The sequence below is a fragment of the Acinetobacter sp. AOR01_HL genome, from assembly GCF_027855455.1.
Lineage (GTDB): Bacteria > Pseudomonadota > Gammaproteobacteria > Pseudomonadales > Moraxellaceae > Acinetobacter > Acinetobacter baumannii.
Genome location: NZ_JAKTIM010000014.1, coordinates 1 through 22852 on the forward strand (window position 1 = coordinate 1; position 22852 = coordinate 22852).

24 protein-coding genes, 2 tRNA genes and 1 pseudogene are annotated in these 22852 nt (G+C 37.2%); 10 read left to right on the forward strand and 17 right to left on the reverse strand.

What is annotated here, in order from left to right; translation table 11 throughout:
• Window positions 1–34 precede the first annotated feature (34 nt).
• From MKL62_RS02370 to MKL62_RS02380, 3 genes are all read right to left on the reverse strand, one after another.
• The gene (locus MKL62_RS02370) at window positions 35–1243 is read right to left on the reverse strand and encodes an IS256-like element ISAba26 family transposase (protein WP_000343018.1); all 1209 of its coding nucleotides are present in this window, start codon (window positions 1241–1243) and stop codon (window positions 35–37) included.
• Window positions 1244–1858: 615 nt separating this feature from the next.
• The gene (locus MKL62_RS02375) at window positions 1859–2185 is read right to left on the reverse strand and encodes a hypothetical protein (protein WP_005066939.1); all 327 of its coding nucleotides are present in this window, start codon (window positions 2183–2185) and stop codon (window positions 1859–1861) included.
• Between the two features lie 44 nt (window positions 2186–2229).
• The gene (locus tag MKL62_RS02380) at window positions 2230–2769 is read right to left on the reverse strand and encodes a hypothetical protein (protein WP_005066940.1); all 540 of its coding nucleotides are present in this window, start codon (window positions 2767–2769) and stop codon (window positions 2230–2232) included.
• A 118-nt stretch (window positions 2770–2887) separates the two neighbouring features.
• Here MKL62_RS02380 and MKL62_RS02385 point away from each other — a divergent pair, with 118 nt between their 5' ends.
• Complete coding sequence (locus MKL62_RS02385) at window positions 2888–3142, forward strand: helix-turn-helix domain-containing protein (protein ID WP_004735509.1); 255 nt, start codon at window positions 2888–2890, stop codon at window positions 3140–3142.
• Window positions 3143–3171: 29 nt separating this feature from the next.
• Here MKL62_RS02385 and MKL62_RS02390 read toward each other — a convergent pair whose 3' ends face one another.
• The 3 genes from MKL62_RS02390 to MKL62_RS02400 all read right to left on the reverse strand — a co-directional run bounded on the left by MKL62_RS02390 (window position 3172) and on the right by MKL62_RS02400 (window position 4640).
• Window positions 3172–3399: a helix-turn-helix transcriptional regulator gene (locus tag MKL62_RS02390; RefSeq protein WP_004735507.1), complete on the reverse strand. Its 228-nt coding sequence runs from the start codon at window positions 3397–3399 to the stop codon at window positions 3172–3174.
• A 15-nt stretch (window positions 3400–3414) separates the two neighbouring features.
• Window positions 3415–3573 (reverse strand): hypothetical protein, encoded by a 159-nt coding sequence (locus tag MKL62_RS02395; RefSeq protein WP_004735505.1) that lies wholly within the window; start codon window positions 3571–3573, stop codon window positions 3415–3417.
• 494 nt (window positions 3574–4067) lie between these two features.
• A complete protein-coding gene (locus MKL62_RS02400) occupies window positions 4068–4640 on the reverse strand; it encodes a TetR/AcrR family transcriptional regulator (protein ID WP_025469777.1) in 573 nt (190 codons plus the stop codon).
• A 326-nt stretch (window positions 4641–4966) separates the two neighbouring features.
• Here MKL62_RS02400 and MKL62_RS02405 point away from each other — a divergent pair, with 326 nt between their 5' ends.
• Window positions 4967–5830: a heme oxygenase-like domain-containing protein gene (locus MKL62_RS02405; protein WP_005066945.1), complete on the forward strand. Its 864-nt coding sequence runs from the start codon at window positions 4967–4969 to the stop codon at window positions 5828–5830.
• A 349-nt stretch (window positions 5831–6179) separates the two neighbouring features.
• On the opposite strand, the gene MKL62_RS02410 is transcribed toward MKL62_RS02405, so the two are convergent.
• From MKL62_RS02410 to sxtP, 3 genes are all read right to left on the reverse strand, one after another.
• Entirely contained in the window at window positions 6180–6515 is a 336-nt protein-coding gene (locus MKL62_RS02410) for a DUF6388 family protein (RefSeq protein ID WP_005066947.1), read from the reverse strand.
• Between the two features lie 506 nt (window positions 6516–7021).
• Window positions 7022–7097: transfer RNA gene (locus MKL62_RS02415), tRNA-Thr, on the reverse strand.
• Window positions 7098–7221: 124 nt separating this feature from the next.
• Window positions 7222–8466 (reverse strand): multidrug efflux MFS transporter SxtP, encoded by a 1245-nt coding sequence (gene sxtP, locus MKL62_RS02420; protein WP_004745335.1) that lies wholly within the window; start codon window positions 8464–8466, stop codon window positions 7222–7224.
• Between the two features lie 138 nt (window positions 8467–8604).
• On the opposite strand from sxtP, the gene sxtR reads away from it, so the two are divergent.
• Window positions 8605–9525, forward strand: coding sequence for a multidrug efflux pump transcriptional activator SxtR (gene sxtR, locus MKL62_RS02425; protein ID WP_000423162.1), 921 nt, complete (start codon window positions 8605–8607; stop codon window positions 9523–9525).
• Here the strand turns inward: sxtR and MKL62_RS02430 are convergent.
• The gene (locus MKL62_RS02430) at window positions 9522–10409 is read right to left on the reverse strand and encodes a DMT family transporter (RefSeq protein WP_004742070.1); all 888 of its coding nucleotides are present in this window, start codon (window positions 10407–10409) and stop codon (window positions 9522–9524) included. The genes sxtR and MKL62_RS02430 overlap by 4 nt on opposite strands.
• Before the next feature lie 227 nt (window positions 10410–10636).
• Here MKL62_RS02430 and MKL62_RS02435 point away from each other — a divergent pair, with 227 nt between their 5' ends.
• Window positions 10637–11380: a hypothetical protein gene (locus MKL62_RS02435; RefSeq protein WP_004745336.1), complete on the forward strand. Its 744-nt coding sequence runs from the start codon at window positions 10637–10639 to the stop codon at window positions 11378–11380.
• A gap of 24 nt (window positions 11381–11404) precedes the next feature.
• Entirely contained in the window at window positions 11405–11797 is a 393-nt protein-coding gene (locus tag MKL62_RS02440; RefSeq protein WP_004745337.1) for a hypothetical protein, read from the forward strand.
• A gap of 45 nt (window positions 11798–11842) precedes the next feature.
• Here the strand turns inward: MKL62_RS02440 and MKL62_RS02445 are convergent, their stop codons facing one another.
• The 3 genes from MKL62_RS02445 to MKL62_RS02455 all read right to left on the reverse strand — a co-directional run bounded on the left by MKL62_RS02445 (window position 11843) and on the right by MKL62_RS02455 (window position 14782).
• Window positions 11843–12844, reverse strand: coding sequence for an aldo/keto reductase (locus MKL62_RS02445; RefSeq protein WP_000877474.1), 1002 nt, complete (start codon window positions 12842–12844; stop codon window positions 11843–11845).
• 111 nt (window positions 12845–12955) lie between these two features.
• Window positions 12956–13858: a helix-turn-helix domain-containing protein gene (locus MKL62_RS02450; protein ID WP_000447716.1), complete on the reverse strand. Its 903-nt coding sequence runs from the start codon at window positions 13856–13858 to the stop codon at window positions 12956–12958.
• A gap of 123 nt (window positions 13859–13981) precedes the next feature.
• On the reverse strand, window positions 13982–14782 hold the full coding sequence (locus MKL62_RS02455; protein WP_004745338.1) for a GNAT family N-acetyltransferase: 801 nt from the start codon (window positions 14780–14782) through the stop codon (window positions 13982–13984).
• A gap of 691 nt (window positions 14783–15473) precedes the next feature.
• On the opposite strand from MKL62_RS02455, the pseudogene MKL62_RS02460 reads away from it, so the two are divergent.
• Window positions 15474–16024 (forward strand): annotated as a pseudogene (locus tag MKL62_RS02460) (TetR/AcrR family transcriptional regulator).
• 46 nt (window positions 16025–16070) lie between these two features.
• Here the strand turns inward: MKL62_RS02460 and MKL62_RS02465 are convergent.
• From MKL62_RS02465 to MKL62_RS02475, 3 genes are all read right to left on the reverse strand, one after another.
• A complete protein-coding gene (locus MKL62_RS02465; protein WP_030423578.1) occupies window positions 16071–17825 on the reverse strand; it encodes a hypothetical protein in 1755 nt (584 codons plus the stop codon).
• Between the two features lie 210 nt (window positions 17826–18035).
• Window positions 18036–18254, reverse strand: coding sequence for a DUF6500 family protein (locus MKL62_RS02470; protein ID WP_005127850.1), 219 nt, complete (start codon window positions 18252–18254; stop codon window positions 18036–18038).
• Window positions 18255–18281: 27 nt separating this feature from the next.
• Window positions 18282–18617 carry a winged helix-turn-helix transcriptional regulator gene (locus tag MKL62_RS02475; protein WP_000128772.1) on the reverse strand — a complete coding sequence of 112 codons (336 nt, stop codon included), beginning with the start codon at window positions 18615–18617 and terminating at the stop codon, window positions 18282–18284.
• Window positions 18618–18734: 117 nt separating this feature from the next.
• Between MKL62_RS02475 and MKL62_RS02480 the strand changes: the two genes are divergently transcribed.
• From MKL62_RS02480 to MKL62_RS02490, 3 genes are all read left to right on the forward strand, one after another.
• Complete coding sequence (locus MKL62_RS02480; RefSeq protein ID WP_002068688.1) at window positions 18735–19292, forward strand: NAD(P)H-dependent oxidoreductase; 558 nt, start codon at window positions 18735–18737, stop codon at window positions 19290–19292.
• 144 nt (window positions 19293–19436) lie between these two features.
• The gene (locus MKL62_RS02485; protein WP_004745341.1) at window positions 19437–20216 is read left to right on the forward strand and encodes a hypothetical protein; all 780 of its coding nucleotides are present in this window, start codon (window positions 19437–19439) and stop codon (window positions 20214–20216) included.
• Between the two features lie 133 nt (window positions 20217–20349).
• Window positions 20350–20691, forward strand: a complete 342-nt coding sequence (locus tag MKL62_RS02490) for a DHCW motif cupin fold protein (RefSeq protein WP_001017481.1) — start codon at window positions 20350–20352, stop codon at window positions 20689–20691.
• A gap of 64 nt (window positions 20692–20755) precedes the next feature.
• On the opposite strand, the gene MKL62_RS02495 is transcribed toward MKL62_RS02490, so the two are convergent.
• A tRNA-Ser gene (locus tag MKL62_RS02495) sits at window positions 20756–20845 on the reverse strand.
• A gap of 118 nt (window positions 20846–20963) precedes the next feature.
• Here MKL62_RS02495 and MKL62_RS02500 point away from each other — a divergent pair.
• Window positions 20964–22841, forward strand: a complete 1878-nt coding sequence (locus MKL62_RS02500) for a potassium transporter Kup (protein WP_004745342.1) — start codon at window positions 20964–20966, stop codon at window positions 22839–22841.
• Window positions 22842–22852 lie beyond the last annotated feature (11 nt).

Below are 22852 nucleotides of genomic sequence, written 5' to 3' on the forward strand. Positions count from 1 at the left end.
GAGCCTGTAAATTATTTTGTGTAAGTTCCATTTTTTATAAATGATCTTTTAATCGATCATCGAACTGAATCGTAAACCAATTCATTGCTAAACGCCAATTTTGAATTGGCATCGTCCATTTCTTCGCAGCATTTGATGTTGCTAAGTAAATGACCTTCTTTACTGAGTCATCAGATGAAAAGATTTTCCTTTTCTTCGTTGAATGGCGTATTACGCTATTCAACGACTCAATCGCATTTGTTGTATAAATTGCATGACGTATTTCGGCTGGATAGCTAAAGATCGTTCGGATATTTTCCCAATTGGCCCGCCAGGATTCTCCAATTTTGGGATACTGGTGATTCCATTGATCACAGAAGATGTCTAGGGATTTTAAAGCATTTTCCTCTGTACTTGCCTGATAAATCGCTTTCAGACCCGACGTAACAGCTTTGTAGTCTTTCCAGCTTACAAATCTCAGGCTATTGCGTACAACATGCACGATACACAGTTGAATATCAGTATGAGGGTAAACAGAGGCTATCGCGTCAGGGAAGCCTTTTAATCCATCTACACAGGCAACAAGAATGTCCTGTACTCCTCGATTTTTTAGCTCTGTCATGACTGACAGCCAGAATTTGGCACCTTCTGTCTGAGCAATCCACATACCCAGTAATTCTTTTTGCCCATCCATATTGATGCCTAAAGCAAGGTATACGGACTTGTTAATCACATTGGAGTGCTGACGGACTTTGACAACAATACAGTCAAGATAGACAACAGGATAAAGGCTATCTAAGGCTCTATTTTGCCACTCAGTCACTTGCTCAATCACAGCATCGGTAACTTTGCTGATGAGAGATGCTGACACATCGGCATCGTACATTTCTTTGAAGAAGGCTACAATTTCCCTATTAGTCATTCCTTTTGCATACAGTGAGAGGATTTGGTCATCCATACTGGTGATGCGTGTTTGGTGCTTTTTGATAATTTGTGGCTCAAATGAACCTTCTCGATCACGGGGAATATCTAAAGCCAGTTGTCCATCTTGAGTTGTAATGGTTTTAGAACTAAACCCATTACGGCTATTTGAGCCTTTCTTGGGCTGATGCTTTTCATAACCGAGATGGTCTGAAAGTTCAGTATTGAGTGCAGTTTCAATCATGAATTTTTTAAAGACTGCTGTCATTTGGTTTAAGTCTTCTGGTGTTTTTAGACCTTTAGCCAATTCGGCAGCCATACTTTTGATTGTTGCTTCATCCATGTGAAGTACCTTTTGTAATTATCCTCTGAAGGATAAATGAAAATTAAGTACTTACACAAAATTTAGAACAGTCCCCTAGCGATACCCATAACAGTGCTAAACTGTTTTTTCTCAATGATTGTGTAGATATCGTTTAGATTACCAATCACTGTAGACAGATGTGCAATTTGCAGTAGAATTTCTACAGTAACTGCATGAGAGGGGACATCATATTGAGCTACAAGCTGCTCAATGAATTGCTCATCTTCTTCTTGTCGACGAAGAATACTTGTACCAATATCTTTAAGCCTTAACGAGCTATTGTGAGCCTGACTCTTCTTTTTTTTCTTTGAAGCACCATTTGTTCCTTCATTTTTTTGACTAGAGCCTTTAGAAATATTATCTGTTTGATCACTCTCCTGACTAGGTTTTTCGTCAACGTTGACAGCTACCTTACTCTCATTACTAGGTTCTTCTGCTCCTTCATCTTTTTGACTAGATTCTTCAGCAGTACCATCAGTTACTTTGTCCTCTGTACAAGGTTCCTCGGTCGCATCATTAGCTATTTCTTCTCCTTGATGGTATTCTCGAAAAGAATTTTTGAATTAAGGTGATTCTCTCATCTGGTCGTTCAGCTTACTTTGCTTTAGATTGAGTCCGTTTGCATGGTCGAATACTTTGAATGTATTGACCGTCTCCCGTGTCCTGAAAGAAACCATGTTTAGATTGGACTTCCAGACATTGACCCTTTTTAAATGGTTTAATCTGTTTAGCCACTCTTTCAGGAAGAGCATACATATTGAGGATGACTTCTCCCTTAGTCGTGTTGAATATCACAGCTTCTTCACCGAAACCGATATTTTGCTTTAAAGTGATTTTTTCAGTTTTCGCCGTTGCAACAGAGCACATCAATAAACTAAATAAGCCACAAGTGAGTAGCCGAACCATTTTGAAGGTCTTCATGAGTGTTCTTCCTTATAGATAAATGAAAGTTAGTCTGTGATGAGCTATCTGCGCTGTTCTACCTTTTGTACTTCACGCTGTGCGCATGCATTCCATTGGGGAGAAGCTTCAACATATTGAGAACAGTTCATCAGAGCACCCATAGAAGCCTGTTGCATGGTGCCAAGCATTTGCCCGTATGCATCAATATCAGCAATTGAAACATCACCTGCACGCTTGGTTTGAGTCGTATACTGACGTTGGGTAGCTTGTTCAGCTTTCCTTTGTTGCTCCAATGCTTGTTGAGCACGAAGTTCCTGTTGCTTCAATACTAAATATTCTTCCTTAGTATTAAAGTCAGCGAAGCCAGTAATTTCTCCAGCAGCGTTGTATTTCAAAGCCCGCCATACTGTTTTCCCTTTTTCAGTTACAGGGATAATGCCATCAGGTGAACTCATGATTCGTTGAGCCATTTCCTGTTGTTGCTGAGCCTGATAAGAAACCACCAACTCATTGGCTGAGTTAGCAACTTGTTGAACATCTGGATTACCAGAGAATGTAGCAACTGCAGTAAGTGCAGAGCTAAGTAGATTTGAAAACCCCATCTTTATGCACCTTATATTTTCTCGTTAGAAAGTGAAGACTTAGTTCTGATTTCAGGAATAGTTACACATTACATGTATCTATATTGGGTACAAAATATATTGTATCGATAATAGGTACATGACAGCAAGTATCAATACCCCAGAAATGCAGGCTTTAACTAAGTGGTTGAAGCAAATGCGGGAAGAACAACATCTCACTATGCGTGCATTAGCCGAACGCATGGGTAAACCACACTCGTATGTTCAAAAGGTTGAACAAGGTGAGCGTCGGTTAGATGTTGTAGAATATGTATGGTATTGCCGTATACTTGAAATTACCCCAGAAGAGGGGTTGGAGCAGATCAAACAAGCGATTCCAGCATCAAGAGATTGATATAGATCATAGTAACCATAAGAAGGGAGTTACTTGTTTTGCTCTTGGGGATCAAGGTCAATTAAGCGAATACCCTGATGAGGGTCAATGTTCAAGGCTTGGCAATAATAAATAAACTCAACGACCTCCAAGCGATAATCACCATGCTCCACATCTTCAATGTATTGCAAAGGTTTCCCAAGCTTATGAGCTAATTGCTGCTGAGTTAGATCATTGAGTTCACGTTGCTGTTTCAGCCATTCTTTCAATGCTTTCATTTTCACCTCCATGTATTAAATAATAACCCCAACTACAGCATGTAGCTTAGTGAAGACATGCGTGTCTTGGTCATTGCAGATACGAATCGCATGTGCAATGGATTGGATTTGAGGGTGAGGAATTGATGCAAGGATATCGGAAACTGTATCAAGTTCGGGAAAGTATTTCTTCATGGTCACTCCTATGTAAATAGACCATGTAGATAATATCTATGCAAATTGAAGGCAAATACAGAAGTCGTTCTCTTCCTCCATAAAAGCTAAGCAATTTGGCCCCGCAAAAAAGGGGGATATTTTAACAAAACTCCCCATAACCATCAGGCATTCCCCCTAGATGTCCAGTCCGAAACAGGAAATGTAAGGAACCTTAAAAATGCCTCTTTAAATATCATATTCATAAGCTTCAAATTCTTCTTTTATAACTTATTAGATTTTATTGTGTTGGTCTTTTTACAAGCAATGTCTTTCAAGAGAATAGAGTTGACCTAATTTATTAGAAGGAAGAGTTTCTTAGTAGAATTTCTTAGAAAATTCCTATATTTGTCTAGACTAATTATATAAAAAATAAATTATTGGTAAGATTAATTTACAATAATTTCTAATTGAGCTTGATGAAGATAGTATAGTTAAGCCTTGTTGATATAATTAATAAATATCTTTTAACCGAATCAAGCAACTTCCGATTTTATAAGGTTTTCAAGGTTGATTAGTTTTTTGATGTAAGACCATGTTTTCTCTGGATTAATTAGAGATTTGTTGACTGTGCCATCAATAATAAGACCATCGACAATATTAAGAAATAGACTTGTTAAACCAGCCGCATCTTCCACTTTTAATTTTATTACAATTGAAAAAACTAAATTATAAATCCATGCACGATAATCATTGATAGGATTTTTTACAGATGGATACGTTTGAATAATTTCCATTGTTGCTTTCTTGAATAGACAGCCATTGAAATCGTCAGTATGAATCCAGTTAATATACCAATTAAATACACTTTGTAACTGAGTTAAAGGTAGATCATTAGCGTTTACTTTTTCAAGAATAGCCTGTTGTATGTCACTATTTCTTTGATATAGACATGCTTCAATAAGGTTTTCTTTTGATGGGAAATACTTATAAAAAGTCATTTTAGCAACATTGGATTCAGCTATAATTCTATCAACTCCTATAGAGTTGTAGCTTTTCTGGTTAAAAAGCTTTAATGCTGTTGTTATAATAGTATCTTTTTTTGACATTGATTGCCCCATAATAAATCTTTTTAAAATAGTATACTCTATTAAGATAGAATAGTTATATCAAATCACTCTGTATTGTATCAATAATGTTTCTTTAATTCAATAATTTAGCTATATATAAATATGAATTTTTTGTGAAAATAGTCACACTAATTTTTTATTAAGAATAAGATGAAAACATAGATTGATTTGTAGTAATAATAAACCTAATATCAGATTGTTAAGGATGAGCATATAGTCTTCTTTTTTAGCAATTGGATGCAAGGGTGAAATAAAGGGGGCTCATAACTTAGCCATAAGAAAAAACCTAGTTATTGAGAATGAATATGTCTAAAAAATTCGAAGATTTTAATAATCCACGGCAAAAAGCATTACAGGGGATGAGGAATAGTATTCCTGCAGAACAGTGGGAGGAAAATCTCCTGTTTCTCCAACAGTTACGTAATAAAATAGCAGCGTTGCCAGTGTGTAAACATCCTGCAATTGAATTGTTAAATAATGGAAAGATTGATAAAGCTTCATTAACAAAAATCCATTTGGAATATCGTCATGCCATTGTGCAGATTTTTACTGATGCGTTATTAATGGCTCAATTCCAGACAAAACAACTAGAGCCATCTCTCCCATCTGGATCAAAAATGTTTCCACGGGTCTTATTGAGTTTGAATATACTTGATGAGTTTGGTTTCCGACCAGGATTAGATTCAGAAGGTTATTATCTTGGTAATCCTGAATATGCACATTATCCTCTATATGAGGATTTACTAAACGATTATGGTTTGAGTGAGCAGGATCGTCGAAATTTTCAACCCTCGCAAATAGCAGACAAAGTAAGAACCTTTTTAGAATCATCTTATGATAGCTATATTAATGTAGTTGCACTGCTTGCCGTCGCAGAAGAAGAGGTAATCCTCTTTAGCCCACCTTTACGAGAAGCAACTAAAGCTGTCGGTATTGATATCGAAGGTGGAGGGTATTATCACGTTCATGGTGTATCTACGGATGAAACTTCTGAAGCAGCAGATGATGACCATGAAGATGATTTATGGTTTGCATTGGCACAAGCAATAACGAAAGATAACTATGAAAGTTTGACAACGTTGTGTATTGAATACTGCGACTTATGGAATAAGTTCTGGGATAAACAGGTAGCTGATTTAAGCTATATTGAAGAGAAAAAACTCGCCTGATTTCACTCAAGTAAGTAAGTGAATATATTCATTCATATCTAAGGCTAATAAGAACCTATTAATCATAATAGGTTTTTTTATTATCTTTCTGGAAGTAATTAGAATTTTATTTATTCTTTCCAATTGGTATAAGTAATCTAATACAATCAATAATATCGCCAATAAAAACAATATTTATTTTACGAAAATCCCCATAACCATCGGGCATTCCCCCTAGATGTCCAGTCTGAAACAGGAAATGCAAGGAACCTTAAAAATCCCTCCCTAAAAGCTACTCTAAAAAAATATCCATCAACCAAAGCAAAAAAATCCCCTATTAAACTACTCAATTACAGGGGAAGTACTTTGATCATAGATGGGATAAATGAGGGTTGATTGAAATGTAGTCCTGCCAGTCAATACCGAGAGAATTGGCAAGATTTTGGTGATAATTTTTTAGAATCTGATTCTTTTCATTTTCAGAAGCATCAATGAATTGCAGTACTAAATGGTTGGTGTCGATACCTAACTGGGTTGCATGTTCAACGAATCGTTGATTCATGACTTGTGAGTGAAGTGTTTCAACCGTAGTGCCTATACTTTCTGCTTCATCAACTGTAATACAGGCAAGCTCTTTTTGTAGGGCAGGATTTTGTGCAAGAAAAGAAGCCACAGCTTCACGGAAATATTCTGAATAGTCTTTCATGTTAGGTACTAAATAAAGTTTTTTTGAATAAACGCATCATAGTTGGAAAGTTTGGAGAAAAAAATATAAAGGGGATGTATTAAGTGTTTGTAGAGGATTTGGGGTATTGTCCAGAAGGGGCATAGCATAGTGTTACGGATAGGTTCATATAAAGCAAAACTCCCCAGAACTTTCAGGGGCCTAGCCTAGATGTCCTGTTTGAAACAGGAAATGCAAATAACCTTGGAAATTCCCCTACGCCTTAAGTTTTCCAAGCGTCCTGCTCTGTGTAGCGATAGCAACTCTGAAAAGTTGATGTATCGACATCGCAATACGCATGGAAAGCCAAAGAGCTGAAAACGGTATGGGGAACATGTTGGGTTGGGAATGGAAGTAGGTCCAATGACCTATTTAGACCATCAGACTATCGATCAAATGGACCACAAAATAGTCCGTTGGGCCAGAACTGAACCAACTTTATGGGCAACAAAAAACCCCATAAATCAAATATTTATGAGGTTTAATGATGGTGCCGGCACACGGATTCGAACTGTGGACCTACTGATTACAAGTCAGTTGCTCTACCAACTGAGCTATGCCGGCGATGTGGAGTGAATTTTACAGTTTCTTAAAAAAAATACAAGCCAAAAAATGAGCATTTAAATTTTTTCATATGATTTTTAAATACTCATCGGGTTTAGCCTAAAAAAGTTAGGGTTTTACTACATTAATGCGCTTTAGCATGTGAAGTATAAACCGCTAAAAATATTCCAATTAAAGACAAGAACACGGTTAAGCCGACAATCGCACTCCAGCCACCGTGTAACCAGAACCAACCGCCCGCCGAGCCAACAATACTTGAACCCATATAGTAAAACAGCAAGTAAAGCGAACTGGCATGAGCTTTAGCTTGTTTGCTTTCGGCACCCACAGAACTACTCGTAAGTGAGTGGGTAATAAAGAAGCCTGTGGTAATAAATGCGATGCCAATAATAATGCCGAAAAGAGAGCTGAGCAGGGTCATGAGACTACCCAAGATCATGAGCGCAAAGCCACTCATCATCATGGTTCTCTTGCCGAAGCGATCAGCTAAGCTACCTGCCAACGATGAAGACACCATACCAAAGCTATACGACAAGAAAATAAGGCTAATTTGTGTCTGGCTGAGTGAATAAGGTGCACCGCTTAAGCGGAAGGTTGCATAGTTAAACAGGGTGACAAAAACACTGGTAAGCAAGAAACCAATGGCAAACAGGCGTAATAATTTAGTATTGCTTAAATGAGCACGCCACATTTGCATGTGAAAGCCTAAATTCAGCCCTTTTTTCTGCACAAAATTACGCGAAGTAGGCAGTAGTTTTAAAAATGCAATTGAGCAAATAAAACAGATTGCTCCAAGTAGGCCTAAGGCGGTGCGCCATGAAAAATATTCAACCAAAATACCCATACCGACACGGCCCATCATGCCACCAAAGGCTGTCCCTGCAATATATAAACCCATGGTTTTACCGAGGTGTTCAGGTGCAATTTCTTCGGCAATCCAAGCCATAGTCACTGCGGGTACGCCACCAAGCAGTAAACCTTCTAACGCACGTGCTATGAGTAAACTGTGCCAGTTCGGTGTAAGCATCGAGACAATATTTAAAATTGCGGCACACAGCATTGAGGTAAAGATTACGCCGCGACGGCCAATCGCTTGTGAAAAGGCACTCGATAGCACAATTGAAATTGCTAAAAAGGCAGTCGTTAATGACAGTGCCAAAGAGCTACTCGCAGGACTAATCTGAAAGCTTTGGCTAAATGCAGGTAAGAGTGGCTGTACACAATAAATTAGAGAGAAGCTAGCAAAACCTACGAGGAATAAAGCAAATCCTGCATGTTTATAAGCTTTAGTCCCTTTGTGAATCCACTCACGGGAAAGAACAGACGTTGCCTCAGTGTTTAAGGTACTGGGTGTAGATGAAGAGTTCATATCATGACCATGACAGAAAAAAGAGCAGGGCCTAAAGGCATGCTGCATCGAGAAAATTCGATAAATTAAAATTAGCAATTTAAAAGGTATTTTTCTAATATATTTAATAATGGGACACGATATGTTTTATATATAGTAATGGAACTCAGGCATATACGCTACTTTTTGGCAGTAGCAGAAGAAAAAAACTTTACCAAAGCTGCGCAGCGCTTAAACATGAGTCAGCCGCCTTTAAGTATGCAAATACGAGACTTAGAAGAAGAGCTAGGTGCAGATTTATTTATTCGTTCGCCTCATGGGGTGGAGCTGACCGAAGCTGGGCTTGCCTTTTTAAATGCAATTCAGCCAGTACAGCAGCGTGTAGAAGATGCAGCAAACCTTGTTAAACAGGTGGCAAATGGCGAAGTGGGTCAATTAAGGTTAGGTTTTACAGGTACTTCAATGTTGAACCCTTTAATTCCTAAATGCGTTCGCTATTTCCAGCAGCAATACCCGAAAGTAAATTTAAAGCTTGAAGAAGCCAATACTTTACTACTCATCGACTTATTGCTTGAAGACCGTTTAGATGTCGCAATTATTCGTTCGCCACGCAATATGCCGGATAGCCTCATTCTACAAGAATTATTGGCTGAGCCACTCATTGCTGCTTTACCTTCAGAGTCTTTTCAACTCGACGATGCATCACAAGAAATTGATTTAACTGCGCTGCGAGAGCTTGATTTTATTGTCTCGCCACCTTCAGTGAGTGCAGGGCTTTTTGATGCGATTAAACAAGCCTGCCATGAGCGTGGCTTTGAACCGAAAATTGGACAAAATGCCCCGCAAATTGTATCAATTTTATCGTTGGTGTCTGCAAACTTAGGGGTGTCTTTGGTTCCCGAGTCGACCAAACAATTGCAAATACAAGGTGTGGCTTATCGCTCTTTGAAAGCACCTGTACCTACGGTGGGTTTAGGGCTTGCTTATAAAAAACATGCCCCTTCACAGATGGCGATTAACTTTGCCAGTGTGGTGCAAGTGGCTTGTCACCACGCCAACGAAATAAATGAAATCAGCTAGTTTGATTTCGGCGCTTTGTTCATTAAAAAGATGCCTGAAATAATGAAGATTGCACCATATAAAAACGATAAAGTCGGTTGTTCATGAATGAAAACCCAAGCCATAAGCGCTGCAAAAATGGGTTCTGAAAGCTCGGTCACTTGTACCTTTGCGGCACTCATATAAGACAACGCTTTAGTGGTACAGAAAAAGCCGAGTATGGTTGGTAGAACAGCTAAACCAATCAAACCTAAAATGATGTCACTATTAAAAGTAATGCTATGCAAATTTACTAAAAACGGAACTGCAAGATAAACGCTACCAAACAGCAGTAAGTATTTAGTCAGAAACAGCCCGCCATTTAATTTGAACTTTTTCACTAAAACCGAAAATAAGCCATAACCCGTACCGGCAATAGAAGCATTGATCAGCATTAAAAGGCTATTTTCACCTTTCCACGAAATAATGCTAATCCCCGTGACAGCTAATAATGTTCCAATAAGCGAATGAATATAGATACTTTCTTTTAAAATGAACCTCCCAAAAAATAGGGCAGAGATGGCAGCCGAAGCCATGAGTACCACCACGACATTGGCCGCAGCACCGTGGTTATAAGCAATGGTCTCAAAAAAGAATAGCGAGAAAATTCCTAAAAAAGCACAGATAGCAATTTGAGTAAAAACGCTGAGTTTACTTGGCGTACTGCTAATAAATGCAATCTTTTGGCTAACTGGCACTTTAAATAAAAACACACTTAAAAAGAAAAAGGCGATAATGGTTTTTAAAAAGGCAATGTCTTGTGGGTTTAAACCACTGTGCATGAGTAATTTACTAATTACACCAATAGATGCATTTAAAGCTGCTGCACACAGTGCAAATAGGGTTCCAATAATTAAATTATTCACTCTTATAATTTTTCCTAATTTTTACGCATGCAGTCTACATTATTTTTTGGTTGAATATTCAATTAAAATAAACAGTTAAGGTTGAATGTTTTTAAAAAATTATTCTGTATGGATTTAACTATTTTTATAAAAACCTAAACTCTTCTAATAGACTTTTGTTTCAAATAATTGTGATTTATAGCGCCAGCTCATATTATATAATTAGTTAATTATTAAAGAATTTTAAAATGATTAAATCTATTATTTCAGGTTGCGCGGTTCTTACACTTTCAGCTTTAACGGTAACTCATGCAGAGTTTTCTTATGAACAAGAATTACAACAAGGCTGTAATAAAGTGAAGCAGTACGCGAGCTTAGGTAAGAAATTCTACGATCAAAAACAATATAAAAAAGCGCTCGAAAATTTCCAGAACCAAGCCTCTTGGACTGCTTTTTGTAAGGCCAATGCAGATGAAACCACAGTTAAATTTACCGACCGTGATATTGAAGTTGCCAACAATAACGTGGGCTTAGCCTATGCCAAATTGGGTCAGCCACTTTGGGCAAGAGCATGGTTTATGCTCGATGAAAAATCCAAATCTAGTCAATTTAACCTTAAGCAGTTGCCTCAACCTAAAGCATCCAATGATTTGTCGGGTGAATACGTCCGTTACTCAGGTTTTGGTGAGTGGGATCACATCATGGTAAGCCGTAAACAGGGCCAATATGCCATTGGCTATTCGGGCGTTTATATGGGCTTACGAAGCTTAATTTACGGCCCAAATATGGGTGAGTTTGACACCAAAATGCCGACTAATGCCAAGCAAACCATTTATAAAGATCAAGACTGCCGTATTCAGCTCGATTTTAAATCTAATGCGAAATTAGGAAATTATATTCAGGTCAAACAAAACGAAGGTGAGTCGGGTTGTGGCTTTGGACATAACGTTTATGCCGATGGAACGTATTTAAAAGTTGAGTCTGGAAAATAAGACTAAACATATAGGAACACAATAATGAAAAATATATTTGCACCTTTACTACTTGTTTCTACGGTTATTTTTTCTGCTCACATTTATGCAGAGCCGACTAATACCTGTAAGGAAGTGAAATTCCAAAAGGCTGATCAGGCTTGGAGTGGCCACTATTATTTACATGGTGTAATGGAAGTTGGTTCAGAACTTTTACTTCAGCCAGACGGCAAGTTTCAATGGATGCTTGCTGTAGGTGCTTTAGACCAATATGCCGAAGGCACATGGTGGAAAAATAGTGACTGTATTGGTTTAAAACCAGAGGCTAAATTTAAAAAGGATTTAAGTATTTTCCCTGAAAGCCTAACGATTTCGGATAAATCCTTAGATGCGATCTGGGAAGGGGGACGCCAGCAAGGCACATATAGCAAAGACTAAATAAAAAAGTCCGACACTGAGTCGGACTTTTTTATGGCTTATATTTTAATGATTGACCGCTGCAAGTTGCTGAGCGTTATAGCGTGCGCCCATGTTTGGATATCTTGCAATAATCGCTTCAATTTCTGCTAAATCTGCTGCTGTTAAATGAAGGTCTACAGCACCCGCATTTTCCACAAGACGCTCAATTTTACGCGTACCCGGAATTGGAATAATGTCGTCACCTTGCGCCAAAATCCAAGCCAAAGCCAGTTGAGCCGCTGTCGCATTTTTGCTTTGAGCAAACTCGCTAAATGCTTGCGCCAAGCTTTGGTTATTTTTCCAGTTATCGCCCTGATAACGTGGTAACTGGCGACGGAAATCATTTTCATCTAGGTTATTTACATCAAGCGTATTGGTAATTAAACCACGCGATAGCGGTGAATACGGCACAAGGCTAATACCTAACTCACGAATGGTTTGCAAATGGGTTTGCTCAAACTCACGGGTAAGTAGCGAATATTCATGTTGAACCGCTGCAATCGGGTGAATCGCATGTGCTTTACGAATGGTTTCAGCCGATGCTTCACTCAGCCCTAAATAACGAACTTTACCTTGTTTGACCAAGTCCGCCATTGCGCCAATGGTATCTTCAACCGGAACATTTGGGTCTATGCGGTGTGCATAATACAAATCAATCACGTCTGTATTTAAGCGTCTTAAACTGTTTTCGACCGCGACTTTAATCCACTCAGGTGAGCCGTCGATATAAGACTCTAAAGAGTTTTTCGGGTTGAGGTTATCTTCTTTATAGCGGAAGCCAAATTTGGTCGCCAAGAACACTTTGTCACGGTGTTTTTCTAAAACTTTTGAGAGCAACACTTCGTTTGCGCCGTTGCCGTACATGTCGGCAGTGTCCCAAAAGTTAATGCCGAGGTCTAAGGCCTTTTCTAGAGTTGCAATGCTTTGTGTGTCATCTGAGGCACCATAGGCAAAGCTCATTCCCATGCAACCTAAACCAAGTGCTGATACTTTTTCGCCTGTTTGTCCTAAAGTTCTATATTTCATTTTTCACACTCTTTTTGCAAAATCACTTGAGTAGAAAAACTATAAAATGCTTTGGCTCAAACTGACGTATAACATTCAAACCAATAATTATAAAATTCAAACAATCTGTTTTTAGGCCACACAGTCTTCACGGAACTTTTTAGGTGAAAATCCGGTATTTTTCTTAAAGAAGTTAGTGAAATACGCTGAATATTCAAAGCCTAAGCTATAGGCAATTTCGGAAATATTCCAACTGGTGTGTTGTAGCAGCGCTTTGGCTTCTTGCGTAATGCGCGAGCTAATATGCTCAGACGTAGTTTTACCTGTGGCTTCTTTTACAGCTCGGTTTAAATGGTTCACATGCACTGACAAGCCATAGGCAAAGTCATTTGCAGTTTTGAGTTTAAGCTGAAAATGTGGCGAGTCGATTGGGAACTGGCGCTCTAATAATTCAAAGAACAAATGGCAAATGCGCACCGAAGCATTACTATGTTTTTCAAACTGTTGGGTCGGTTGCATTTTCATGGCTTCATGCACAATCAGATGCAAATAATTTCTTAAAACATTGTATTTATGAATATAGTCTGAATTTATTTCATTCATCATCTTTTTGAAAATAAATGAAATTTCTTCAACCTGTTGGTCGTTTAAAAAATATAGTGGATCGCCGTCGACTTTAAACAGTGGTGAGTCTTTTAAAAAGCTTTGTCGTGATTCTTGGTTTACAAATTCTTCGGTAAATAGACAAAACCAGCCTGCCTGTTCGGGCGAATTAATTTCCCATGCGTAGGGCACCATTGGGTTTGAAAACAGTAAAGCAGGGCGGTCGACTCGTATCCAGCGGTTAGCATAGTGAAGTTCACCTGTGCCTAAAACCAGTGAAATTTTATAATAATCGCGGCGGCTATAAGGTGTCAGAAACGAGCAGGCATCGCGTTGGAACACGTTAAAATGTCCAAACGAAGTCGATGGAACCGAGTAATCGCTATCTCTGGTTAAAGAAAAGCGCCGATAAAAATCATGTATGGTTTCCATGTCTTTGCCTGCATGCGTTATCAATTTATTTAAAGTTATAAAATTCAAACTTTATTTACTGTAGCTTTTATTTATAGCGCGATCAATCGGTTCATTTAAGCAGTTTTGAAAATGAATAATTTTTTATAAATACTCTGGGTAAGCAATGTAAGAGGACTCTACGCATTCAAAACCCATTTGGCGGTAAAGGGTAACCGCTGGGGTGTTATCAACGTCGACAATTAAGTGGGCAATCCGTCCAGTTGCAACGATTCGATTAACCGCGAATTGTAAGATGCGTTCGGCAAAACCTTTTCGACGATAAGCAGGGAAGGTATATGTGCCACCAATAGAAACGAGTCGATCAGTTTCTATGCCTAAACGCACAATCGAAACGATCTGTTGATCTGCTTCAAGCACAATAATTTTTTGTTGTTGAATTAGAGATGCCCAGTCAGGTGTTTCATTTACTGAGCGCTCTTTATTGTATTGATGTTGATATTCGTTAAGGCGGGCAATGTCCGAAAGTTCAGCCAAACGGCCTTGAGCTTCAGAAAATTGGCGTGAGCAAACCATGATCCATTGATCATATTCTCTTAAAATACGCGCTTTTTGCTTGATCTCGGCATGTAATAAGTCCCGCCCAATTGCAGTAGTTACGATCCGACGCGGTTGAAGCTGTAAAATTGATGTACACAGTAATGATCTAGATGATGCCTCTGATGGAACCCAGAAACAGGTGCCACCAGCAACGATGACCGCGACTCCTAGCAGTAGCTTGGCGTTTTGTGAGTCATACAACCGCAAGAGTTGCCACTCTGCATTGGTAGCTTGTGTTTGAGCAAGAAAGGCCATCGCCCCAATAGAATAATTGGACCGTTCATCAAGCCATTGAAAGATAAGTTGGTATTCTTCTGAACTGGTGGGAGGCCCCTTTATTATCATTATTAATTACCTATTCAAATCATGAACTCAATCATAATTCACTATCCTATATTTTTATTATCATGACATCGTTAAATTTAAATTGAAGGTCTTTTTAGCTTAAATATCTAATTGAATAAACAACAATAATTATTTAACCAATTTCTATTCAACCTTACATTGACACTCAAAAACACGCGGATTATCCTTTGCCTGCTGGCCACATTGCCAGTGGGTTTTAGCAGACCCTTTTACACAAGAGTACTAAAAGCTTGCTTTTCAGTACTGGATCCTTACGTCCCCCTTTTTTCTATGGTAGGACGGAGGGGGACGCGCTTGCGCGTGCTGGGTCCTTGTGTACCAGTCTGCTAACCCCCTTCGTTCTGCCACCATTATTTAGCAGTAATCGTGGTAGTTCTTCTTTAATACACAAGGAGTTCGCCATTATGCGTACTATTTCATCTCTCTCTTTGGCAACCTTCGCCAAAATCTTTGACTCTATACCCAACTGGTCTTTAAAACGGTTTAACCGACTCTAGGTTTTAAGCCATAGGTCATTACGACTAAAAAATCATAGCAACAATAAAACCCGAGATAGGCGAGCACACCATTTTTGTGCTGCTTTTGCACGCCTGTATTTAGCGCTCAATTTAAGAGCGACGGCATTTCTATCTCTTTTATTTACAACAAAAAATTATTTTAAGCGATATACATGAAAAATTTAGAAGCTTCATTTAGAGCATTGCGAGTGCTCCACACGGCAAAAGATTTATTTAACCAATATGGGTTTCATAAGGTAGGGGTAGACCGAATTATTGCCGACTCCCAAATTCCCAAAGCTACCTTTTACAACTACTTCCATTCAAAAGAAAGACTCATTCAGATGAGCTTAACTTTTCAAACAGACGCTTTAAAAGAAGAGGTATTTTCCACGATCTATTCGTACCGTGAACTGATGGTGTTCGATAAACTCAAGAGAATTTTCTTTTTACATGCTGACTCAGGCGGGCTTTATCGTTTGCCTTTTAAAGCAATTTTTGAAATAGAAAAGCATTATCCGTCGGCTTATAAAGTGGTTATTGATTACCGAAACTGGCTTATTCAAGAAATTCATAAACTCCTTTTAACTGTAAAACCTGCCGCTACAGTTGAAGATGCACATATGTTTTTGTTTGTGGTCGATGGAGCAATGGTGCAGCTTTTAGGCTCAAATCAAACTGATGAAAGGGAATATTGATTGATTATTTTCTAAGTCGGGTTTGATGGGGAAAGGCCTAGATTTAGGCCTTTTTTAAAACTTAAATATTAGTTAGTTCAACAGTATGAGTATATTATTTTCATCAAAAGATGAAATTAATTTTAATTCCTTACTAAAGGATTCATAATCTAATTTTGCCATTTCAAAAACTTGCTCTAGAGTATCGGCATTCAAGTAGCCACCTGAATATTTTACAACGGCATTAATCGTTTGATCTAAATAATCATGTGAATTTTCGATTAAAGTATCAATATAAGGTAAAGAGCGACCACTATGAACTATAAGATTTCTGGTTCGATAAATTCGACGTAATTGCCAGCTTACCTTTTTTTCATGTAATGATATCTTTGCTAATACATTTTTGGGATTTTTTAAAATTTCTGATAATTCAAAACACCTATATCTAAGTAGGTGGAAGTTACCTAAATTTTGATATAAAGTGTTTCTTAAAGGTTTATATTTATCTAAGGCCATGAGCTCAAGTACTAACTGGTTTATTTTTTTATCTTTGTAATTGTCAATTTCTTTTAAAATATCAGTTAAATTGCTTCTGCCCCATTTCAAAAGATCTCTGATCAAATTTTGTAATAAGCGACTTATATATTCTTTTAGTAGGATTGGTTCTAATGCATTACATATTTTTTTAACCTTTCCACCTCCATTGATACTTGAGGGAACAATAGTTTCTATTGCTATCCAAATATTAATTAATTGATTTTCAGCTAAATCACTAGCTAATGCGGTTGAATGTAAGTCTATTACTCGATTAAGCTTCTTGAATGAATCTTTCTTCAAAGAAATATTTTCTAAAAAATAGTTTAATTTTTTTGAAGCAGTATGAGGTCTTACATCAATGCATTTATCCATAGGACTTTTTGCTTTACTGATAACTTTATCAATATTCTCACAACATTGTGTTATTATCGCTTTGGATCGCCATATAATTTTTTTCTTATGTGAATAAAGTGAGAATAAATCACTCATAATCTCTAAAGTATTCTCAGCTAAACGTCTAGCTGAATGTCTATCAAAAGTTTCTATGTCATCAATTCTTACCCACACTTCAGATTTTCCTTTCTTTAATTTTTTTAATTCTGCTAATTGAGAAAACTTATGTGGTAGGTCATCTATAATTTCAATATCAAATTGATCTACAGAATTCTTTATAGTTAATATATCTTTTGAAACGAGGAAAAAAATTTCAAAATGGTGATGTGTTGGGGAAATTGACTGAAAAAAATCTTGAACTTCCTCAACATCTTTGATTTCTCTTTCACTAAAAAAGAATTCCTTTGTTTTTTCATAAATATGTTGTTTAGAAATTCCCATATTAATTAATAAAGATGCTAGTAAAGTGGCTAGTTGATTAATTGTCTTTTTTGAGCCCTTATTATCAGAAATTTCATTTAATAAAAGCTCACAGCATAAAGTAAAATAATTCAATGGATTTAAGACTTTTTCTAGAACTTCTAATCTTAACTTTAAATCACTTAACCGAACATTTTCGTCTATTAAAACAAATTTTTCAATTTCAGAAGTTAATAGATTTTTTACAATAATATCATTTCTTAAAGAGAAATCTAATTCTTCCAATACAAAAGTTAAATTATTTCTATCTATAACTTCACTTTCTATATCATTAATTAGGGACAAAGCTTCTCTACAAATAAATGACGGATTTAAAGCAGGAGGTTTGTAAGAATCTAAAGTATAGTCAAAAAATAATTCATCAAATTTTTGACCCAGAAATAATAATAAACTTAAATTTTCATTAGTGTGCCAAGCATTGGAACTTATAAATAGCATAAATATTGCCTAGAAAATTATAAATATTAACTATAATTTTAACAAAAATTTTTAATTGGGAATTTAAAATATTGACTAAAGTGGTCAGATTAATTTTCTATCAATTTCTAATTATATTCTCCTTTAATGTATAATTTTATCCCTTCAAATTTGATTTTTAGTATAAGAATTAAAGACTATCCTATTTCCGATAGTCTTTAATTCTAATTTTTAACTTTCACTCAAAACCAATTGTTTAATCTTCACAGCTTTCTCAAAGTGATCTAGCTTATGCTCCATAATCCACCAATGCGCTGCTTCCATCAGTAGCTCAGGGTTATCATTCTTATTTTTAAAAAAAGCATAAAAAGATAGACCGACTTTGTCTCCCTTCTTTTCAATTTTATCGTCGCATCCCTTAATAAAAATTTCTCTTAATTCATGTCTCATATTGAGTATCACTTTAAGTTTATAAAACTAAGAGTTCATATTTCGCTCGCCCCACTGGCACATCATATCTAGCAAAGGAATTAAAGACTGTCCTCTTTCCGAAAGACGATACTCAACCTTTGGTGGAATTTGAGGATATTCCTTACGAATAATCAATTCGTCTCTTTCTAACTCTTTAAGTGTATTGCTCAGCGTTCTAAATGAAATATTGCCAATACAGCGCTGCAACTCATTAAAACGCATAACGGTTTTTCCATACAGCCAATACATGATGATCATCTTATATTTGCCATTAATTAAAGAAAGAGTGTAGCCAAAACCTGTTTCTTCTAATGGCGTATTTGATGGAAGGCAGTCAGTCATTTTTTTAAATCTACACTATCTTTTAGTATAGTATATAACAAAAATTACCGTACTTATATTTAGGAAAGCACACTTCTATAATCGATTTATCTACTTTTCGATAAGAGTGTTTTTATAATGAAAAAGACATTAGTGATCGTTACGCATCCTCACATAGACCAGTCTGTAATTAATAAAAGATGGGTAGAGGAGTTAGAAAAATATCCAGACCAATTTACCGTTCACCAGATTTATCAAACCTACCCAGATGGCGTAATTGATGTTGCCAAAGAACAAGCGCTTGTAGAAGAACACGAAAATTTAGTCTTTCAATTTCCAGTGTATTGGTTTAACTGTCCGCCGCTTTTGAAACAATGGCTTGATGAAGTTTTGGCGTATGGTTGGGCTTACGGTTCAACAGGTGACAAGCTTAAAAATAAAAAGTTTATGCTGGCGGTGTCTGCGGGTGCTCAAGAAAAAGTTTATTCAGAGCAAGGTGAATATAAGCTTTCGTTAGAGCAGATTTTTAGTTCTTTTGAACTCACCGCTTTATATGTTGGGGCAGTCTATCAACCGCTTTATGCATTTTATGGTTTAGACACAAACCCTTCACCAGATGATGCTATTCCAACTCACCAAGAAATAGATAACAGTGCCGTTCAGTATGTTCAGAAGTTATTAGCATTGTCTGAGTAAGTTTTAAAGGAACAGGCCTAAACATGAGGGTTTGGGTCTTTTATATAGAAGATTTTTTAAAAAATTACATTAAGGTTTTAAGTTAAATATACGATTTATCTATGATATAAATGTTCGTTAAATATAGATTAAATTTAAAAAATTATGACCGTTTTTCGCATTAAAGAAAAAGAAAATTCCCTTATAACTGAAGATGCTCATGAATTAATATGCTACGCAACAATCAGTGAAATAAACTCATGGAACGATGTTGTTAACTTATATTCAGAAATTAAGCAGAAACATTTCCCTAAAAAAGTATTATTACTTTTAGAAGATATAGGACAGTGCGAATACACGTCTATGCATGCTTCAATGGGAGAGGGGCTTTATTTTGATACCACAGAATTCGTTGAAGATGACAGTGCAGCAAGTTGGGAAAATACTCGACCTTTAGAGTTTCGATACCATATTGAACAATTATTAAAGCCAGAAAATTATTTAAACTTTAATAACTTGCCAAAAAAACTTAACTATAGCGATGAAGATCAGGCAACTCTGCTACAGATCAATGCTGAACCAGAAAAAATTTTAGATGAAGTTATTCAAGTAAAGTTAGTCAATATTCAAACTGAAACTAAAAAATTTGCAGCATGCCTCAATGGTTACTTTACTTGTGATTTGAACCCTTTTGAGTCTTTTAGCTTGATTGAGCATTTAGATCAAAACTATGGCTTAGAGTATGTGGGTTTAGGGGCAAGCTTATTATTCTTTATTAAAACATCAAAATTTGATGCAAATAAAACTCCTCAATTGCTTAATGAGTTGAGCAACTTTTATCAATTCAACCAAACAACGCATAATCAGCTAGAACAACATTTATCTAATCATGAATATCTTATTTTGCCTTATGTAGAGTCATTAGAAGTTTTTGATCTGGATTAAGGCTGATTAGAGAAATCTAATGAGTTTCTTTCTTAGTTGGGCGTTGGCTTTAAGAGATAATATTTTTAAAGTGTTTGCAAAAACCAATTTTGTCTATAAGTTGAAAACACAATAATACGTCTTTGGAAAAACTATGAATATCGCACCTTTTCCATTTCAAATTACAAATTGGGAAGAAATAGAAGTCACTGAATATAGCGGTGAAACTGGAAAAGCTTATTGGAAAACTCAATTTTTTGGTGAAGAAACAAATAAGATTAGAGTGAGACTTGTCGAGTACTCAGCAAATTACTTGGCAGACCATTGGTGCGAAAAAGGGCATATATTATTTTGCCTAGAAGGCGAGCTAGAAAGTAGATTAAAAGATGGAAGAACATTTACTTTAACTTCAGGCATGAGTTATCAAGTCGGAGACAATTCAGAGCCACATCAGTCTTTTAGCTTAAATGGTGCGAAGTTACTTATCGTTGATTAAATTAATTTTATTTAAGTTAAATAAAAAAGACCTAAATCAAAACGATTAGGTCTTTTTTGAATTCTGGCGGTGAGAGAGGGATTCGAACCCTCGATACGCGTAAACGTATACACACTTTCCAGGCGTGCTCCTTCAGCCACTCGGACACCTCACCAAGGCGTGCGATAGTAACTAAAAAAACGAGTCCTGCCAAGATTTAAGACGAGCTTTACAGAAAAAAAATAATAGAGGTGATAAGATTGCGCTAAAAATCATATTGGTTTAATTACACAATGCAAAATACGGCCAAAAAAGCGACCTTGCCTGCCACGGCTTTGGCAGCTCTTGGAGTGGTCTTTGGAGACATCGGAACAAGTCCGCTCTATGCCTTGAAAGAGTCCTTCCATGCAGCGCATGGGTTGGGAATTCAGCCTGAAAACGTATTAGGAATTTTATCCATTATTTTTTGGTGCTTAATGCTGATTATTAGCATCAAGTATGTCGCAATCGTGATGCGTGCAGACAACAATGGTGAAGGTGGCATTATGGCCTTACTCGCGTTGAATTTGCGTAAAGCGAAAATTGCCGACAACAAAAAAATCTACATGATTGCGATAGGCTTTATTGGAGCATCACTGTTCTTTGGTGACGGTATTATTACCCCAGCCATTTCAGTATTGTCTGCGGTCGAAGGGTTGTCTATTGCAACCGATGTGTTTGACCCGTTCATTATGCCTATTGCAATTGCCATTATCGTCACGCTGTTTTTGGTGCAAAAGCACGGTACGGCGTTTGTAGGTAAGTTTTTTGGTCCAATTACGCTTGTGTGGTTCTTATCTTTAGGCATCTTGGGTATTCACAGTGTCATCCAAACACCTGTGGTACTAGGCATGTTTAGTCCGCATTGGGCGATCCAGTTTATCTATCACCATCCGATCATGACATTTTTTGTGATGGGTGCTGTGGTGTTAACAGTGACTGGTGGTGAAGCGCTATATGCCGATATGGGACATTTCGGACCAGTTCCGATTCGTCTGGCGTGGTTCTTTGTGGTATTGCCATGCTTGGTTTTAAACTACGCAGGACAGGGCGCATTATTACTCAGAGACCCAGCGGCAATTGAAAACCCGTTCTATTTACTGGTGCCGCAGTGGGCCTTATACCCAATGATTATTATGGCAACCATGGCAACAGTCATTGCTTCTCAAGCCGTAATTTCTGGGGTGTTTTCTCTTACGCGCCAAGCGATTCAATTGGGTTATTTACCGCGTTTAAGTATTAAACATACGTCTGAGTCTGAAGAAGGTCAGATTTATGTACCTTTCTTAAACTGGTTACTTTTAATCGCAATTATTATCTTAATTTTAATCTTCAAAACCAGCTCGAACTTGGCAAGTGCCTACGGTTTGGCCGTAACTTTGACTATGCTCTGTGACACGATTTTGGTTGCAGTGTTTATCTATTCGGCGTGGAAGTGGAGTTTGCCAAAAGTGCTTCTCCTGATTATTCCGTTCTTTATTTTAGAGTCGGTGTTGGTCGGTGCAACTTCACTTAAAATCTTGTCGGGCGGTTGGGTGCCATTATTGATTGGTGCGATTGCAGTGACCATTTTAATGACATGGAAACGTGGCCGTGAGCTTACTTTTGCTAAGCTTGAACACGATACTTTGTCACTCGATTTGTTTGTAAAAAGTATTGGTAATAGTGTGCACTGGGTGCCAGGCGATGCTGTATTTATGACGGGTACGCCAAATGTTGTGCCACATGCCATGCTGCATAATATTAAGCACAATAAGGTACTACATCAGCGTAATATCTTGGTCACTGTAGTGATTGAAGATGTACCGTTTGTTGCACCTGAAGAGCGTATTACGACAGAAACCTTAGCTGAACATTTCTTCCGTATTAAAATTTTCTACGGCTTTAAAGATGAAATGAATGTGCCGAAAGCATTGATGCAAGCCTATGAACAATTAGGCCTTGAATATGACTTGATGCATATCAGCTTCTTTATTTCGCGTGATCGTATTGTTCATTCTGTGGGAGACGGTATGTCGCCATGGAGAGAAAAGCTGTTTATTTCAATGCAGCGTAATACTAGTCCGGTGAGTGACTTCTATCAAATTCCAACCAACCGTGTGGTTGAGTTAGGTAGCCAAATCGAAATATAAAATTTGATGTA